The organism is Trichocoleus sp. FACHB-40 (assembly GCF_014695915.1).
GTDB lineage: Bacteria > Cyanobacteriota > Cyanobacteriia > Cyanobacteriales > FACHB-T130 > Funiculus > Funiculus sociatus.
In genome coordinates, this window is the sequence record NZ_JACJPF010000035.1 from 23,351 (window position 1) to 41,578 (window position 18,228).

General features: G+C 40.5%; 19 protein-coding genes. 18 read left to right on the plus strand and 1 reads right to left on the minus strand.

Translation table 11 applies throughout. The features are described 5' to 3' along the window. Positions 1–132 precede the first annotated feature (132 nt). Positions 133–270 (minus strand): hypothetical protein, encoded by a 138-nt coding sequence (locus tag H6F63_RS03945; protein ID WP_190635070.1) that lies wholly within the window; start codon positions 268–270, stop codon positions 133–135. A gap of 43 nt (positions 271–313) precedes the next feature. On the opposite strand from H6F63_RS03945, the gene H6F63_RS03950 reads away from it, so the two are divergent. From H6F63_RS03950 to H6F63_RS04035, 18 genes are all read left to right on the plus strand, one after another. After that, positions 314–1,147, plus strand: a complete 834-nt coding sequence (locus H6F63_RS03950) for an ABC transporter permease (protein ID WP_190635072.1) — start codon at positions 314–316, stop codon at positions 1,145–1,147. Positions 1,148–1,157: 10 nt separating this feature from the next. Next, a complete protein-coding gene (locus H6F63_RS03955; RefSeq protein WP_190635074.1) occupies positions 1,158–2,447 on the plus strand; it encodes an ABC transporter ATP-binding protein in 1,290 nt (429 codons plus the stop codon). Between the two features lie 14 nt (positions 2,448–2,461). Beyond that, complete coding sequence (gene pseB / locus H6F63_RS03960; protein WP_190635076.1) at positions 2,462–3,448, plus strand: UDP-N-acetylglucosamine 4,6-dehydratase (inverting); 987 nt, start codon at positions 2,462–2,464, stop codon at positions 3,446–3,448. A 175-nt stretch (positions 3,449–3,623) separates the two neighbouring features. Beyond that, positions 3,624–4,790: a UDP-4-amino-4,6-dideoxy-N-acetyl-beta-L-altrosamine transaminase gene (gene pseC / locus H6F63_RS03965; RefSeq protein WP_190635079.1), complete on the plus strand. Its 1,167-nt coding sequence runs from the start codon at positions 3,624–3,626 to the stop codon at positions 4,788–4,790. After that, entirely contained in the window at positions 4,787–5,668 is an 882-nt protein-coding gene (locus tag H6F63_RS03970; protein ID WP_190635080.1) for an aldo/keto reductase, read from the plus strand. The genes pseC and H6F63_RS03970 overlap by 4 nt, the downstream gene beginning before the upstream one ends. A 4-nt stretch (positions 5,669–5,672) precedes the next feature. After that, positions 5,673–6,419 (plus strand): class I SAM-dependent methyltransferase, encoded by a 747-nt coding sequence (locus H6F63_RS03975; protein WP_190635082.1) that lies wholly within the window; start codon positions 5,673–5,675, stop codon positions 6,417–6,419. Between the two features lie 6 nt (positions 6,420–6,425). Next, positions 6,426–7,418 (plus strand): hypothetical protein, encoded by a 993-nt coding sequence (locus tag H6F63_RS03980; protein WP_190635085.1) that lies wholly within the window; start codon positions 6,426–6,428, stop codon positions 7,416–7,418. A gap of 3 nt (positions 7,419–7,421) precedes the next feature. Continuing rightward, entirely contained in the window at positions 7,422–8,192 is a 771-nt protein-coding gene (locus H6F63_RS03985) for a glycosyltransferase family protein (RefSeq protein ID WP_190635087.1), read from the plus strand. A gap of 2 nt (positions 8,193–8,194) precedes the next feature. Beyond that, entirely contained in the window at positions 8,195–9,484 is a 1,290-nt protein-coding gene (locus tag H6F63_RS03990; RefSeq protein WP_190635088.1) for an aminotransferase class III-fold pyridoxal phosphate-dependent enzyme, read from the plus strand. Positions 9,485–9,500: 16 nt separating this feature from the next. Then, positions 9,501–10,154, plus strand: a complete 654-nt coding sequence (gene hisH / locus H6F63_RS03995) for an imidazole glycerol phosphate synthase subunit HisH (protein ID WP_190635089.1) — start codon at positions 9,501–9,503, stop codon at positions 10,152–10,154. Beyond that, positions 10,136–10,924, plus strand: coding sequence for an imidazole glycerol phosphate synthase cyclase subunit (locus H6F63_RS04000; RefSeq protein ID WP_190635091.1), 789 nt, complete (start codon positions 10,136–10,138; stop codon positions 10,922–10,924). The genes hisH and H6F63_RS04000 overlap by 19 nt, the downstream gene beginning before the upstream one ends. Before the next feature lie 23 nt (positions 10,925–10,947). Continuing rightward, the gene (locus tag H6F63_RS04005; protein ID WP_190635093.1) at positions 10,948–12,162 is read left to right on the plus strand and encodes an N-acetyl sugar amidotransferase; all 1,215 of its coding nucleotides are present in this window, start codon (positions 10,948–10,950) and stop codon (positions 12,160–12,162) included. Between the two features lie 35 nt (positions 12,163–12,197). Further along, positions 12,198–13,124 (plus strand): phytanoyl-CoA dioxygenase family protein, encoded by a 927-nt coding sequence (locus H6F63_RS04010; RefSeq protein ID WP_190635095.1) that lies wholly within the window; start codon positions 12,198–12,200, stop codon positions 13,122–13,124. Then, positions 13,121–14,143 carry a class I SAM-dependent methyltransferase gene (locus tag H6F63_RS04015; RefSeq protein WP_190635098.1) on the plus strand — a complete coding sequence of 341 codons (1,023 nt, stop codon included), beginning with the start codon at positions 13,121–13,123 and terminating at the stop codon, positions 14,141–14,143. The genes H6F63_RS04010 and H6F63_RS04015 overlap by 4 nt, the downstream gene beginning before the upstream one ends. A gap of 20 nt (positions 14,144–14,163) precedes the next feature. Next, on the plus strand, positions 14,164–15,267 hold the full coding sequence (pseG, locus tag H6F63_RS04020) for a UDP-2,4-diacetamido-2,4,6-trideoxy-beta-L-altropyranose hydrolase (protein WP_190635100.1): 1,104 nt from the start codon (positions 14,164–14,166) through the stop codon (positions 15,265–15,267). After that, a complete protein-coding gene (gene pseH, locus H6F63_RS04025) occupies positions 15,239–15,802 on the plus strand; it encodes a UDP-4-amino-4,6-dideoxy-N-acetyl-beta-L-altrosamine N-acetyltransferase (protein ID WP_190635102.1) in 564 nt (187 codons plus the stop codon). The genes pseG and pseH overlap by 29 nt, the downstream gene beginning before the upstream one ends. Beyond that, complete coding sequence (gene pseI, locus H6F63_RS04030) at positions 15,799–16,851, plus strand: pseudaminic acid synthase (protein WP_190635104.1); 1,053 nt, start codon at positions 15,799–15,801, stop codon at positions 16,849–16,851. The genes pseH and pseI overlap by 4 nt, the downstream gene beginning before the upstream one ends. A gap of 47 nt (positions 16,852–16,898) precedes the next feature. Then, a complete protein-coding gene (locus tag H6F63_RS04035; RefSeq protein ID WP_190635106.1) occupies positions 16,899–18,140 on the plus strand; it encodes a hypothetical protein in 1,242 nt (413 codons plus the stop codon). Positions 18,141–18,228 lie beyond the last annotated feature (88 nt).

Sequence of the window (18,228 nt, forward strand, 5' to 3'; positions counted from 1 at the left end):
ATTTTAGGGGAGAAAGAAGCAATTGTTCACCATAGATAGCGCCCTGTTTATTACTTGCTAAATCCCAAAGAAAAATTTAGAGCATTTCCTGGTGGTTTAGCTAAGGGCGGTAATATCGATCAAACGGCATTTTTACCGCACTATCATCAGTAATTTACCAAAAGCCATGCCCAAGACAGGATAAGTTGTCACCCGCCTCTGTTCAGTGCCGCCACTTGTGTCGCCCATCATCCCAGCCAGAATTATGGTCAAATCTTGTTTTCTGGTCATATTTTGCATTTTAATAATTAGGTTTAGATAATCGCAGGCAACTATGAGCGATCGCACTCAAGTCGAACTAATAATAGAGTCAGGTCGTACAGAAAGCCAATACTGGAAAGATTTGTGGCGCTACCGAGAGTTGCTTTACTTTCTGGCTTGGCGCGACATTCTAGTGCGGTACAAGCAAACCGCCATCGGTATCGTTTGGGCGATAATTCCCCCTTTTCTGACGATGATTGTTTTCACCGTCGTTTTTGGCAACCTGGCAAACTTGCCCTCACAAGGCGCACCCTATCCAATTCTCGTATTTTCAGCCATGCTGCCTTGGCAGTTTTTTTCTAATGCCCTCTCCAACTGTAGTAATAGCGTTATTAGCAGTGCCAATTTAATATCTAAAGTTTACTTTCCCCGATTGCTTGTACCTGCCAGCGCAGTAGTTGTCAGCTTCGTGGATTTTCTGATTTCTGGGATAATTTTATTAGCTTTGATGGCTTGGTATAATTTCATCCCTAGTTGGCGTATCCTAACCCTACCGCTGTTTATCCTGATTGCTTTTGCCGCCGCGATGGGTGCCGGATTATGGTTAGCAGCCTTGAATGTAAAATACCGCGATTTTCGTTACGTTGTGCCATTTATTGTGCAATTTGGTCTGTATATTTCTCCAGTGGGATTTAGTAGCAGCATTGTGCCGCCACAATGGCGCTTGCTCTATTCCTTGAACCCAATGGTAGCGGTAATTGATGGCTTCCGCTGGGCTATTTTGGGAGAAACGGCAAAAATTTATTTGCCAGGGTTTATACTATCTATCGGCTTGGTTATTCTGTTATTAGCGAGTGGTGTTAGGTACTTCCGCGCCTACGAACGCACCTTTGCTGATGTTATTTAAGTGAAAGCGAATGTCTGATCCAGTAATTCGAGTTGAAAATCTAGGCAAAAAATACATCATCGGGCATCAGCAACAGGCAGGCTACTTGACGTTGCGAGAAGAAATTGCCAAGCGTTTCCACTCTCTCAGCCGTCAAATTTTTACACCTTTTGGTAAAAGTTTTTACCAATCAACAAAAGAGGAATTTTGGGCAGTCAAGGATATCTCTTTTGAGGTAAAGCAGGGGGAAGTAGTAGGAATTATTGGGCGCAATGGTGCAGGAAAATCAACACTTTTAAAAATTTTAAGTCGGATTACCGAACCAACTTGCGGACGGGTTTTTCTCAAAGGACGAGTAGCCAGCTTGCTAGAAGTCGGGACAGGTTTTCATCCTGAACTTACAGGTAGAGAAAATATCTTTCTCAACGGTGCAATTTTAGGAATGACGCGCCAAGAAATTACACGCAAGTTTGATGAAATTGTAGCATTTTCGGAAGTAGAAAAATTTATAGATACGCCAGTAAAACGCTATTCTTCAGGGATGTACGTGCGACTGGCGTTTGCAGTAGCGGCACATTTAGAACCAGAAATTTTAATAGTTGATGAAGTGCTAGCTGTAGGAGATGCTGCTTTCCAAAAAAAGTGTTTAGGCAAAATGAAAGACGTGTCAGGAGAGGGACGCACTGTGCTTTTTGTCAGCCACAATATGGGGGCAATTGAATCTCTATGCCAAAAAGGTATGTTGTTGCATAAAGGTTCTATAAACTTTTTAGGTAGCGTCCAAGAAGCGCTTTCCAAGTATGCTTCTCAAAATAGTGGCTCAACAACTGGGTTTGTTAATTTCTCCGGGGGAACTTTTCAACGTCGAGGAGCGCAAATTTATGCCTCACTCAAAAGTTTGAGCCTTTTGGACGACGAAGGTAACGCTGCTGAAATCTTGAGAATGGGACAGGCAGCCTGTTTTAGATTAGAAATAGAGTTTAAACGAACAAGCTTAGATTTGGAAATTTGTATTGGAATTTCTAACTTATACGGAGTTTATATTCACTTTTTTGTTTCCAACTGGGAGGGCTTGCAGGTAATATCTGAGACTGGGGTAAAAACCATTGAAGTTAAAATCCCAGAAATCCATCTTTTTCCAGGGGAATATCAAGTATTTGTGTGGGTAAAGCGACAGGGTGAAAAGGCAGATGATGCTGTACATGAAGCTCTGAGATTTACGGTGGAGGAAGCAAAAATTACCCCAGCTCACGCTTATTTTAAGGAGTATTCGCACAACACGCAAGTTTACGCTCCTAGTTTTTGGCGTTTCATCAGTTAATTATATTTGGATCGATGTTTGATAATTCTACAATTTTAATTACGGGTGGAACCGGATCGTTTGGCAGGGAATGCGTGAAAACGATTGTGAGTCGATATCAGCCGAAAAAAGTGATTATTTATTCGCGGGACGAACTGAAACAGTATGAAATGTCTCAGGAATTTGATGCGCCTGCGATTCGTTACTTTATCGGGGATGTGCGCGATCGCGATCGCCTGCGTCTAGCCATGCGCGAGGTGGATTATGTCATCCACGCAGCAGCGCTCAAGCAAATTCCCGCCGCCGAATATAATCCAATGGAGTGTATTAAAACTAATATTCATGGAGCCAGTAATGTTATAGATGTGGCGATGGAAAATGAAGTCCCAAAAGTAATCGCCCTCTCAACTGATAAAGCCGTTAGCCCCCTAAATCTTTATGGAGCCACTAAATTAGCTGCGGATAAACTTTTTGTAGCTAGTAACAATGTCACCGGGACATTGAAGACCAGATTTTCTGTAGTCCGCTATGGCAATGTGGTAGGTTCCAGAGGCTCAGTTGTGCCATTTTTTCAAAAGCTGATTCGAGAAGGTGCGACAGAATTACCAATTACCGACCCTCGGATGACGAGATTTTGGATCACCCTCCAACAGGGTGTAGAGTTGGTACTTAAAAGCTTTGAAAGAATGCAAGGAGGAGAAATTTTTGTCCCGAAAATTCCCTCAATGAACATTACCGATTTAGCAACAGCGCTAGCCCCCGGAATGCCACTTAAAATTGTCGGAATTAGACCCGGTGAAAAATTACATGAAGTCATGTGTCCAGCAGATTCCGCCCACCTAACCTTAGAATTTGCCGATCATTATGTAATAATGCCAACAATTGAATTTCCCATTTCCTATGATTTTTCCTGCAACGCTTTAAATGAAAAAGGCTTGCCAGTCCCAGAAGGATTTCAATATAGCTCTGACAACAACACAGAATGGCTAACAACCACTCAACTGCTCAACTTACTGAAGTAATATCATTAACTACTCTCGTTCCCAGGCTGAGCCTGGGAACAAACAAAGAGAGATTCTGCCTCCCGATTACTCGCAATGGTGCAAAATTTAAGTTAAAAATCGAATCTTGCACTAAAGTTAAATCGAGGCACCTCTATACTCTCATTCCCCGGCTGAGCCTGAGAACGAGGCAATAATGAACCAATTTATTCCCTATGCGCGACAGGACATTTCTCAGCAAGATATTGAGGCTGTAGTTGAAGTTTTGCGCTCAGATTTCCTAACACAAGGCTCAGTAATTGTAAGATTTGAACAGACAGTAGCAGAGTATTGCGGTGCTAAATATGCCGTAGCAGTTTCCAGTGCGACAGCAGCACTGCATATCGCCTGTTTAGCAGCTGGTTTAGGTAAAGATGATATATTCTGGACATCGCCAAACACCTTTGTATCTTCTGCTAATTGCGGTTTATATTGCGGTGCAAAAGTAGATTTTGTTGATATTAACCCTAGTACCTACAACCTGAGTGTAGACGAACTAGAACGCAAGCTCGGTTTAGCACAGCAGCAAGGTTGTCTCCCCAAAGTCGTCATCCCTGTGCATTTTGCCGGACAATCTTGTGAAATGGAGCAAATTGCAGCACTCTCACACCAGTATAATTTCCGAGTAATTGAGGATGCGGCTCATGCAATTGGCGGCAGCTATCAGCAGAAATCCATCGGTTGTTGCCAATTTTCTGACATGACAGTATTCAGCTTTCATCCGGTAAAAATTATTACTACGGGTGAAGGCGGTATGGTGTTGACAAATCGACAGGATTTGTATGAAAAATTAGTAAGATTGCGATCGCATGGTATCACCCGCAACTCAAACTTAATGCACGGTGAATCTCACGGTTCTTGGTATTATCAGCAGATAGAACTTGGCTTTCATTATCGAATGACCGATATACAAGCCGCTTTGGGTGCAAGTCAGATGCAACGCTTGGAGGAATTTGTCGCACGTCGCCACTATTTAGCCGAACGTTACAATCAAGCTTTACAAGATTTACCATTAATTTTGCCTTGGCAGCATCCAGACACCTCTTCTAGCTATCATTTATACGTAATTCGATTAAAATTAGACCAAATCAACACAACCCATCGTCAAGTTTTTGAAGAACTTCGCCACGACGGAATAGGAATTAACTTGCATTACATTCCCGTACACGCGCACCCTTATTATCAACAACTTGGTTTCAAGTTGGGAGATTTTCTCCAAGCCGAGAGTTACTATCAAGAGGCGATAACTCTTCCCCTTTACTATGGATTAACAGAAGAAAATCAAGATAGAGTAATAACTTCTCTTAGGGAGATACTTGCATGAAGCTAGGGGTAGGTACGGCACAATTTGGTTTAAACTATGGTATCTCTAACCAGGACGGCAAAACTACCCCGGAGGAAGTAACCAAAATAATAGATGTAGCAGCTTTGAATAAAGTTCGCGTTATAGATACCTCTCCAGCCTATGGGACAAGTGAAGAGGTGTTGGGAAAAACTCTCCCCTGTCCGCATAATTTTGATATCGTTACAAAAACACCTGCTTTTTTAAAAGCTTCCATTACGGGTGATGATGTTAAATTATTAGAAAATACATTCTATCAATCCTTATCAAATCTATATCAACAATCTATCTATGGTTTGTTAGTCCATCATGTAGATGATGTCTTAGCAAAAGATGGAAACCTGCTCCTCCAGAAAATGCATGAAATAAAAGAGCAAGGTTTAGTAAAAAAAATTGGAGTATCTATTTATACTAGCGAACAAATAGACCGAGTTCTGGATAAATACTCTATTGATTTAATCCAAGTTCCTATAAATGTACTTGACCAGCGATTACTATTAAGCGGACATTTGCAAAAACTTAAAAAATTAGGTATAGAAATTCATGCTCGTTCCGTCTTTCTCCAAGGGTTGCTGCTGATGAAACCGGAGCATCTACCATCTTACTTTGATTCAGTCAGAAATCATTTAAAAGATTACTACGAGTTTATCTGTCAGCGCAATATTTCACCGCTGCAAGCAGCCTTAAGTTTTGTGAGCAGCTTAAGTGAAATTGACGCGGTGCTGGTTGGGGTTAATAACTGTCATCAATTACAGGAAGTATTGTTAGGAATCACTCAACACAATATAATTAACAAAGATTTTTCTGAATTGGCATTATCAGATACTTGGGTATTAAACCCTTCAAATTGGAGAATTTAGCATAATGAATCAGGATCAAATTTTATCTGTGAATAAAGATAACCTTAAAATAACGGAAGATTGGCACAATATAAACTATACTGCTGAGGGTTTTGCTGCTCAACGTCTTTACCCTAATGAAGAATTGCTCAGATTTTTCGGTCGAAACTTCTTTCACATGGACAGAGAGCGAAGACAATCAATTTCCGTTTTAGAGGTAGGTTGTGGAACCTGTAGCAATCTGTGGATGATGGCTAGAGAAGGTTTCGATACCTACGGAATAGATTTATCAGCGGAAGCTATTAAATTAGGTGAGGAAATGTTAGCTCATTGGGGTACAAGTGCCAATTTATCTGTAGCTTCAATGACACAACTTCCCTACGAAGATGCTAATTTTGATGTAGTTTGTGACGTACTTTCTAGCACTTGTTTGGATTATCTTAATTTCAAAATTTTCCTGGCAGAAGTGAGTAGAGTTTTGAAAGTAGGAGGTAAATTCTTTACTTATACACCTTCTATCCACAGCGATGCTTTTATCAACTTTGCACCAGCCGAGAAAATTGATGAATTTACCCTCAACGGAATCTATCGGGAAGATTCTCCATTTTATGGTAACTTTTCTCCGTTCAGATTTACAGATACTTCTCTGTTTATAAGAGAGTTAAGAGATTACAGTTTAAGAGTAGAACGTTTAGAATTAGTAACAAAAACCTACAATAACATGAAGGAGAATTTTCAGTTTATTTCCCTGGAAACAGTGAAAGAGAGGTAAATTTAGATGCTTATAAAAGTAGGTGAGGAAGGCTTTAATACCCTGCGAGCGCAACTTATCCATAGTACCTTGCAAGTGCCGCCTTTCTATTCAGAACTTAACAGATTGTATCAGCAAAAATACTACGAACATCTCAGCTTTACGGATGTTTCTTTCCTGATTTGCGAGCAAGATATTCCACTTATGGGGGTAGTTGCTTCAGTTTCACAATTGGCAGACGGGACTTGCGAGCTTTCAAATTTTGGAAGTCGTTTACTGATTTTAACAAATGATTTAATACCTATTCCCAATTTGGGTAAATTAGAAAAATTATTGATTTCGGAAATTGAAAAAACTATTGATACTTTTAAAGTAAAATATTTAAAATTCACAGATTTATTAAACCAAGGAATATCTTCTTATTTCACCCATCATTGGATGATGCAGGGAGCAGTGGCTACTCCTAGATTCACTTGTATTATAAATTTAAGTTTATCGGAACAAGAGTTACATCATAGTTTAAGAAAAAGATATAAAAGCTTTATAAATTGGGGAAAAAAAAATCTTACTTTAAAAGTTCTTGATTATAGTAATATTACCTGGTTAGATATCGAAGCTTGCCGAAATTTGCATATTGAGGCGGCGGGACGGATTACCCGCAATTTACAAACGTGGAAATTGCAGTATGAAATGATTAAGAATCAAGAAGCTTTTATCATTACAGGTGAGATGAGTGGGGAAATGGTAACTTTTGGATTTTTTTTGTATTCTGAACATTACTGCTATTATGGAGTATCCGCATCGAAAAGAGAGCTGTTCGATAAGCCTATATTTCATGTAATTATGTGGCAGGCAATCTTATTTGCTAAGCAGTTAGGATGTAAATATTTTGAGACAGGCGACATCATCTATCCAAAGAAAGATAATGTTACCAAAAAAGAGATTGATATAGGCAAATTTAAAAAAGGTTTCGGCGGTGAAGTGAAAGTCGTGCTTGATGTTTCTTGGCGCAAAGGTTGAAACGTGATTTTAGGCATTCTTCAGGCGCGTGTCTCTTCGTCTCGTCTACCGGGAAAGGTTCTTAAGCCGATTCTCGGCGTACCAATGTTGGTGCGGCAAATTGAACGGTTACAGCGTGTAAAGTTGATGGACTGTTTCTTAGTTGCGACGAGTAAGGATGTCACAGACGATGCGATCGCTAACTTGTGCAGAGAAATTGATGTAGAATGCTATCGAGGGAAATTAGATGATGTTCTCGATCGCTTTAGAGAGGCAGCTAAATTGCATTCTCCAAATCATATCATTAGATTGACAGGTGATTGTCCTCTAGCTGATGCCAAGTTAATTGATGAAGTCGTTGAGTTTTATCTATCTGGAAATTTCGACTATGCTAGTAATTCGCTTGAACCTAGTTATCCAGATGGTTTAGATGTAGAGATATTTCGCCTTACTTGCCTTGAGGAAGCATGGCAGGAAGCAAAATTATCTTCCCAGCGGGAACACGTCACGCCTTTTATCAATCAACAGCCGCAACGTTATAAAATTGGTAGCTACAAAAGTGATATAAATTTATCTTATTTACGCTGGACGGTTGATGAAATCTTGGATTTTGAGCTGGTAACAAAAATTTATGCAGCTTTATACCCCCGCAGCCCGGAATTTATAACTGAAGATATTTTAGCTTTGCTAGATGAAAAACCAGAATTAAAAACTTTCAATATTTGCTATCAGCGGAATGAAGGTTTGCAGAAATCATTACTAAAAGACAACCTAAAACAGGTGAGCGAGGAGTAATCGTGTCCGAACGATATCAACATTCAGAAGCATTCTTAGCAAGAGCGTTGAAGACTATTCCGCTAGGAACCCAAACTTTTAGTAAGAGTAAAACTCAGTATCCTTTTGGTGTTTCGCCCTATTTTGTGAGTCGCGGAAAAGGCAGCCACGTTTGGGATGTGGATGGGAATGAATATATTGATTTTATTAATGGTTTGGCGGCAATTACTCTAGGATATAATGACTCGGATGTGACAGCAGCAGTTCAGGCTCAAATTGAACAAGGAGTGATTTTTTCTCTACCTCATCCAATTGAAATGCAGGTGGCGGAAAAAATTGTCGAGATGGTGCCTGGTGCGGAAATGGTGCGTTTTGGGAAAAATGGCTCAGATGCGACATCGGGGGCGCTGCGTTTGGCGAGGGCTTATACAGGACGCGATCGCGTGGCGGTTTGCGGCTATCATGGCTGGCATGATTGGTATATTGGCTCTACCGCTCGCAATTTAGGAGTGCCAACAACGGTAATAGACTTAACTCATATTTTTGCCTACAACGATTTAGAATCTTTACACAGGATATTTCAGCAATATCCAAACCAGATAGCCGCCGTTATCATGGAACCGATGAACGTAGCTGAACCCCAAGATAATTTTATAGAAAAAGTTAAAGAACTTGCTCATCAAAATGGTGCCGTTTTGATTTTTGATGAAACAATTACCGGGTTTCGCTACGCCCAGGGTGGAGCGCAGGAATATTTTGGAGTCAAACCAGATTTAGCCACATTTGGTAAAGGCTTGGCAAATGGTTATCCTCTCTCTGCTGTTACGGGTAAAGCAGAAATCATGCAGCTAATGGAGGAAATTTTTTTCTCCTTTACATTTGGCGGCGAAACTCTATCACTAGCGGCAGCTTTAGCAACGCTGACAAAGTTGCAGCAACAGCCAGTAATTGAAACTTTGTTCAAGCAGGGGCAGAAGGTAATGGACAAAGTACAAAACCTAATTTTACATTATAAAGTTAGCCATATCCTATCGGTTTCGGGGCATCCAACCTGGTCTTTTTTACTAATCAAAGACGTACCACCTTACAGCCAGTGGCAGATTAAAACCCTCTTTTTACAAGAAGTTTTTGCGCGGGGAATATTAACACTGACTACGCACAATATGAGTTATGCTCATAGCGATGCTGACGTTGAAAGATTGCTAACTGTCTATGAGGAAGTTTTTCCAATTTTGCAGGATGCTGTTGATAACTGCGTTTTGGAAAAGTATCTTCGCTGTCAACCGTTAGAAGCATTGTTTAAAGTTCGATAAACTTATAAATTTCCCCATGACTGCCAATCAAAAAACAATTGCTATTATTGATTATGGAATGGGCAATTTGCGCTCTGTAGCGAATGCTTTATCTTATATAAACTGTCCCGGATTCATTACTAATAATCCTGAAGATTTGTCCCAAGCCAATCACATTATTTTGCCTGGGGTTGGAGCTTTTGGGGATGCTATGGAAAATCTTCAATCTAGAGGCTGGGTAAAAGCTTTAGAAGCAGAAGTTAGAGAGAAAGGCAAGCCTTTTTTAGGAATTTGCTTGGGAATGCAACTACTAGCTACTACCGGAACCGAACATGGCGTTCATAAAGGTTTAGACTGGATTCCCGGAACAGTAGTCCGTCTTCAAAGTAGCAATGCTGGCAACATCCGCATTCCTCATATTGGCTGGAATGACGTTAATTTTACCAAGCCAAATAAACTTTTCGCTGGTCTTAATGATTCGCAGATTTTTTATTTTGTTCATAGTTATGTCCTCGTACCAAACAATCAAGGTGTTATTAGCGGCATTAGCCATTACGGTGCAGAATTTGTCTCTAGCATAGAATTAGGAAATATTTATGCTACTCAATTTCATCCAGAAAAGAGTCAAAAAGTAGGTCTAGAAGTATTAAAAAATTTTGTTAATTTAAGTATATGCTCAAAAACCGCTTGATTCCCGTATTACTATTAAAAAATGGTTTGCTCGTCCGTAGTGAAAATTTTAAAGTTTACCAAATAATCGGCAATCCTGTTGATAAGGTTAAGCGTTTTAATAATTGGAATGTAGATGAATTAATTTATTTAGATATTAGTCGCCATGATGAATATGACTTACGTCGCGATGACCATAGAGTAAAAAGTTTAACTGACCCATTAGAGATATTAGACGAAGTTAGTAAAACCTGCTTTATGCCTCTTACTTGGGGCGGACGCATCCATAATCTAGAAGATATGCGACAAAGAATTAGCCGAGGAGCTGATAAAATTACTATCAATACAGCAGCAGTAAAAAAACCAAAGCTAATTACCCAAGGTGCTGAGGTTTTTGGTAGCCAAGCGATTGTAGTCAGCATTGATATACTGCGCCATCCTGACGGAAAAACCGAGGTACTTATTAATGGTGGACGCGAATCTACCAATCTGAAACCGGAAGCATGGGCAAGGGAAGTTGAAAATAGAGGAGCGGGTGAAATTCTCTTAAACAGTATCAACCGCGATGGTACTGGAAAAGGGTACGATATTGACTTGATAAATGCTGTGGCTTCTGCAACCACAATTCCTATCATTGCTTGTGGAGGTGTCGGGCGATACGAACACTATGTAGAAGGAATTCAAGCGGGCGCTTCCGCTGTTGCTGCGGCTAATATTTGGCATTTTAAGGAATTACCAGACCGCAATGGTAAGCGGACTCTAGCTAAAGCAGGTATTGAAGTTCGACTATAAAAAATACAAGGAGTAAAGCAATTATGGGGGTTCAATACTGTACTCGATGTGTATATCCTGCCGCCAGCGCAGCTCCTTTAACCTTTGACGAACATGGTGTTTGCTCTGGGTGTAGAGTTAACGATCAAACAAAAGATATAGACTGGGTGCAACGCTGGCAGTGGCTCAAGGATTTAACAGACGAATATCGCAGTAATAGCAATTACGATATTATCGTTCCTGTCAGTGGAGGTAAAGATAGCTATTATCAAACTCATGTTGCTGTAAAAGAACTTGGTTTGAAGCCGCTATTAGTCACTTATCACGGCAATAATTATTTGCCTGAAGGCGAGTACAATCTTCAGCGAATGCGGGAAGTTTTTGATTGCGATCATATTATTCTCCGCCCTAGCACGGATACTTTAGTTAAGATGAATCGCATCGGCTTTAAGTTGCAAGGTGACATGAACTGGCACGCTCATTGCGGCATTTTTACAGTGCCAATTCAAGTTGCAGTGCGCTACAAAGTGCCATTGATTTTGTGGGGCGAACATGGTTTTATGGATTTGGGAGGAATGTACTCCTACGATGATTTTGTGGAGTTTACCTCGCAATCGAGATTGGAACATGGTTTGCGGGGTTATGATTGGTACGATTTCACAGATAACGGTTTAGAAAAATTAGGTCGTCCCGAACTCAAAGAAGGGCTAAGAGATAAGGAGCTCTTGTGGGCGCAGTATCCCTCTGACGAAGAGATTGATGAAGTAGGCGTGCGGGGTATTTATCTGAGTAATTTTGCGTATTGGGATGCAAATAAACATTCTAAATTAGTCATTGAACTCTACGGATGGCAACCAGCGCAGCAGCCTTTTGAGCGTACATACCGAACTATTTCTAATCTCGATGATATGCACGAAAATGGCATTCACGATTATTTGAAGTTTGTAAAGTTTGGGTATGGACGAGGTTCAGACCATGCAACTAAAGATATCAGAGCGGGGATGATGACGCGAGAGCAGGGAATTGAAATGGTACGCAAGTATGACTATGTTAAACCGCGTCGAGATTTGGAGCGATGGCTGAAATACGTCAACATGACAGAAGAAAATTTTGACTACATTTGCGATACTTTCCGCGATCCTCGCGTGTGGTGGATTGAAAATGGGCAATGGATAAAAGATAATATCTGGGGGGAACCTTCTGCTTATGGTTGTGTTCATCTAAGTGAAGCTGAACAAATTAAATACATGAGAAAGTAGAAATTCGGAAAGTATCGAGTGGAGTAAGTGTGGGGATGGACGGCTTAACTAACAGTCAAATAGAGCAATTTCATAAAAATGGCTTTTTAGTTGTTTCCTCGGTTTTGACTAACGAGCAAGTACGAGAGCTGCGAGAATTTTTATTAAAATTATTTGAGTCAGGAATACAACGGCAATCTGATGATGGGTGTATAGATATCTGCGCTAGATATCCCGAACTGCGCTGGCTTCTTATCCATCCCCCGATTGTTTCTGCACTCAGGTCTTTGTTAGGAAATGACTTTGTTTACTTGCCAGAAATGGCTGCTCACGATTCTTGCTTTGGGGGATGGCATAAAGATACAGGTTCACAAGAAAAGGCTGGGCATAAATTTCATTATCAGCCTGATTATTTGATGGTTCAAGCTGCCCTTTATCTTCAGGACAATGGCAAATATGGCGGCGGACTTGATGTAATTCCCGGTTCTCACTTACACCCGGACAAGTACATCACAAAAAATTCTCGGCAGTCGGGGTGGCTATCTTTGTCAAAGCTCAAGCGCAAGTTATACAGGCAGCTTGCTAAAATACAATTTGTGCGGACTATAAAAGGCAAGTTAAACAAATTGCGATCGCAAAAGCATTTAGAATCTAATAACTTAGAGAGTTTTGTCAGCCATATTCCCCTAAAACCAGAAGTACCAAGTCAGGTTGGAGAATATTCAATCCCAAGTAAGGCTGGCGATCTTGTTTTATTTGATTTTAGGCTTGACCATAAAGCATCTTGGCCCGAAGTTGTCCCTATACCCCTGGAAAACCGGAAGCTGGTTTTTTTCTTTGCTTGCAGTAAAAATAATGAAAATGTTGCTAAATACAAAAAGTTTTTACTGAGTCGAGAAGTTGGCTATGAATATCTAAAAGGTCATCGCTATCCAAAAGACCTGCTAGAGCTGGCTAGAAAACATGGGATAACACTAGCATGAATAAACCAAAGCCTAAAAAAGTTTCCTTTAGGGAATCGGAAATCAGGGCTGATGAATTTAATGATGGACAGAATCAAGCTTTGGCTAACGATATTCAGCGATTGCTGAGGCATAAAAATAATTTTATTGTCGTTAATTGCCCTGCTTGTAATGCCGACAATAATAGACGAATTTATGAAAAATATGAAATTCAATTTGTAATTTGCCAAGCTTGCAAAACTGTTTATGCAAATCCGCGACCTCGCCCGGAACATTTGGAGGAATATTATCGGGAATCAGAAAATTATGCCTATTGGAATAAATATATTTTTCCGGCTTCGGAAACGGTACGACGCGAAAAAATTTTTAAGCCGCGAGTAAATAAGGTCGTTGAGATTTGCCAAAAATTTAATATTAAAACAAATACGCTTTTAGAAGTAGGGGCGGGATTTGGAATATTTTGCGAGGAAATTCAAAAACTAGGAATTTTTCAGCGGATAGTAGGAGTTGAGCCTACACCGGATCTGGCTCAAACTTGCCGCGATCGCCATCTCGAAATCGTTGAAAAACCGATTGAACAAGTCTTCTTCGGTACTGACAAAATGGATGTAATTGTCAATTTTGAGGTAATCGAACATCTGTTTTCGCCGAGAGACTTTCTGCTCAAGTGTTACGAACTACTTTCCTATGGCGGAATTTTTATCGTTACCTGTCCTAATGTCAAAGGTTTTGATATCGTAACTTTAGCAGATAAGTCTGATTCTGTTGACAACGAACATATTAACTTGTTCAATCTGGATTCGCTGACATATCTGTTAGAAGCTTGTGGATTTGAAGTAATAGAAAAACAAACTCCGGGACGACTTGATGCTGAATTAGTGCGTAAGAAAGTTTTATCGGGCGAGTTTGATATTAACAACCAAAATTTTTTGGAACAAATTTTGATTGACGAGTGGGAAACTAAAGGCGAAGCATTTCAAGACTTTTTATCTGAAAATCAGCTTTCGTCTCATATGTTACTGGTTGCGAGAAAGCCTTAAAAAAATGGGAGTGCTAAAGCATGGAAGCGATCGTTCGTGCAGATGCCTCAATTAAAATTGGTACGGGACACATTATGCGCTGCTTGGCTCTAGCTGAAGCTCTCCCGAAAACAGAGTGTAAAGTAACGTTTATTTGCCGCAATTTGCCGGAAACCCTGCGTGAATTGATTGAGAAAAAAGGCTTTTTAGTTCACTATTTACCGGAAACAGGCTATCGCTATGAGACAATCAGCCAAACTGATTGGGAAATCGATGTCAAGCAAACTATAGATTGTATCAGCAAAAAGCATCAACAAATCGATTGGCTGATTGTCGATAATTACGAATTAGATTATCGCTGGGAGTTGCAACTAAGACCCTACGTTGAAAAAATTATGGCGATTGATGATCTGGCAAATCGACAGCACGATTGCGACTTGCTGCTTGACCAAAATTTTTATAAAAATTTACAGACTCGCTACGATAACCTGGTGCCTGCTGGCTGCGAAAAGTTATTAGGACCAAAATACGCTCTGCTGCGTCCAGAATTTAAACAAGTTCGCCAACATTTGCGATCGCGAGACGGTACTGTGAAACGCATTCTCGTTAGTTTTGGCGGCAGCGATGCCACAAATGAAACTACAAAAGCACTGTTGGCGATCGCATCCCTAAATCGACCAGACATTGCAGTTGACGTGGTAGTTGGTGCCTCTAACCCGTATCGAGAACCAGTTAGACAGATGTGTGCAAAGATTCCGAATGCAAATTTTTACTGCCAGGTAACAAATATGGCAGAATTAATGGCGATCGCTGATTTAGCTATAGCCGCCGGGGGGACAACGACTTGGGAACGCTGCTTTCTCGGTTTACCTTCAATTACAATTGCGATCGCGCAAAATCAGCTAGAAACAACTGCTGCTGTAGCATCAGCAGGTGCTACCTGGCATTTAGGCTGGTGCAGCGATGTCAGCGTACAAGATTTAACTAAGATAATTCAGCAAGCTTTATTAAACCCATCTTTGTTAAAAGAAATGTCACGAAGAGCCATAAAATTGATGCAAACTCACAAACCGCACGCTCGAAACCTTGTTGTTCAAGCTCTCATGGATTTAGTAAATGCCACTCCGCGAAGACTGCCGACTTAGACCAATAGCAGAGTCAGATTTAGAGAAAGTTTTGGCATGGCGTAACTCAGAACGTATCCGTGCCAATATGTTTACTGACCATATTATCACCATAGATGAACATAGGGGATGGTTTAAAAGAATTCAGCAAGATCCTAGCGCTGAATGTCAAATATTTGAGTTAAAAACTTCTGCCGTTGGAGTAGTCAATATCACCCAAATAGACAAAAGTAATCATAAGTGCTTTTGGGGATTTTATTTGGGAGAAGTTGATTTACCTCGCGGCACTGGTTCAGCAATGGGTTATTTGGCATTAGATCATATTTTCGAGAATTTGAATATCCACAAACTCTGTGGTGAAATATTTGCTTTTAATGAAGATAGCATCAAATTTCATCAAAGGTTAGGCTTTGTGCAGGAAGGCTATTTAAAAAACCATATTTTAAAAAATCAGCAATACGAAAATATTTTATTGGTGGCTTTATTGAAAGATGAGTGGCTAAGAATAAAAACTGGATTAGAGCAACTATATTTTAGTAGTAAAGAGCGGTCATGAAACAAATAACGGTTAGTGGGACAAAAATCGGCGGTAATACCAAACCCTTCATCATCGCTGAAATGTCCGGAAATCACAACCAGTCGCTAGAAAGAGGATTAGAAATTGTAGAAGCAGCGGCCAAGGCTGGAGTTCATGCTGTGAAACTTCAAACATATACAGCTGACACGATGACTTTGGATATCGAACGAGGCGACTTTTACATAGATAACCCCAATAGTTTATGGAGAGGAAATTCTTTATATCAGCTATATCAGCAGGCTTACACTCCTTGGGAATGGCACAAGCCAATTTTTGAGCGTTGCCGGGAATTGGGAATTATTGGATTTAGCACTCCCTTTGATGCAACAGCTGTTGATTTTCTGGAATCTCTGGACGTACCTTGCTACAAAATTGCTTCATTTGAAAATACCGATTTACCTTTAATTCGCAAGGTTGCCAGTACGGGAAAACCGATGATAATTTCTACTGGCATGGCGACTGTCGCCGAACTAGATGAAACAGTGGGAACAGCAAGAGATACGGGTTGTCAGGATTTAATTTTGCTCAAATGTACTAGCAGCTATCCAGCGACACCAAAGGATACAAACTTGCTAACAATTCCTCACCTGCGGCAATTATTTGACGTGCAAGTGGGACTATCGGATCATACATTAGGAATTGGGGTTGCTGTTGCTAGTGTGGCTTTGGGTGCGACGGTAATTGAAAAGCATTTTACCTTGCGTCGGGCAGATGGCGGCGTGGATTCAGCTTTTTCGATGGAACCGGAAGAAATGCGCCAGCTGGTGATAGAGTCGGAAAGAGGATGGCAAGCGTTAGGTAAAATATCTTATGAACCAACGGAGGCAGAGAAGCAGTCTTTGATTTACAAGCGATCGCTTTACATTTCCCAAGACATGAAAGCTGGAGATATTTTCAATCCAGAAAATTTAAAAGCCGTGCGCCCGGGGTTGGGTTTACCGCCAAAATACTACGATATCCTGCTGGGAAAGCCAATTAAACGCGATGCCAAAAAAGGATCGCCTGTTAGTTGGGAGCTGATTAGTTGAAACCATCAATTGCTTTCATTATCTTTAGAATGAATTGCTATCGCCTCATGGCATCGGCAATCGATGCCGCATTGCAACGTGGATGGCACGTTGAATGTTGGCATGATATCGGGACAGCAACGCTAGGTAGACCTTTAGATTTTCCCAGCGTCACTAATGCCCCCGCATTCCGCAATGGCAAGGTGACATTCCGAGAATATAGGGGGAAGTCGGAACTAATTGAACTTTTGCAACGAAAGCCAGTCGATGCAGTTGTTAATCTCCTTCCTCCGATAAATTCAATTGTGGGAGAATTGCCAGATAAACCACATCGCCCGTTGTATGTACTACTTGAACCTAGCCCCGGCGATTGGTTTTACCACGTTAAAAATCCTGAAGAACTTAATCAGATTGACCTATTTGCCTTAACTACACTCTATTGGTTAGAACAAAATATCCAGTTGATTAGAGAAATATTGCCTTTCCCTTTTACAACTGAGATGGAAGCAAAGTTTAGACAAAAAGCTATCCCTGTGGGTTGGCCGCAAGTCGATCAGTTGGCTCTAATCGATCCAATGGAGGTGCGAAAAAAGTGGGGAATTCCAGAGGGTAAACCTGTCGTCGTCTATCTTAACTGGCCCGATCATACAGGTTGGGGTTTCAGAGAAGAGATGTTTCAAACAACGTCTCTGCTGGGAAAAATTAAAGTTTTGCTGCGTTACCGGAAACAGTGGAAAACTGCCCTAGAAGTGTTGCGAGAGAGCAATATGGGACAGGTGACAAAAGCACTGAGGGCTTTTTGTGATCGCAACAACGCCTACTTAATTGTTAAATATCGCAACCGAGACTGTGAATTATTGCCAGAAACGCAGATTGCCGATAAAGTAATATTCGACGAATCCTATTATCCGCATAGTATATCTGAAGTAATGAGTATTGCTGACCTTAGCATTAGCTATTTTAGCCTTGGAGTACGCGAATCAGTAGCCGCTGGCGTTCCTCATCTGGCGTTTGATGTAGCTGGGATGGCTGACATCAAAGTTGTACCGCAAGAGAAAATACCATATTCTCGTCGATATTCACAACCTGGTAAACTTTGGAATTATGATGGTGTGGCATATTTAATGGATACAGAACAAATTCTGAAGCACTTGCCGAAAATGTCTTTATCTGACTTCACCCTCGATAGAAAAGCACAATCAGAGTATTATCAAAAGTATTTAGGTGTTTCCTCTATAGCCAATACTGATAATTTTCTAAATGTGATACAAAAGGTAATTGAAAGCAATGGTTTTATCCCCTTTCTATAAAAATTAAGCATTTAATAAATGCCGAATTATTAAGGTATTATATTATAAATATACAATTTATAGGAGCGATTTTGTTAATCAGCTATGA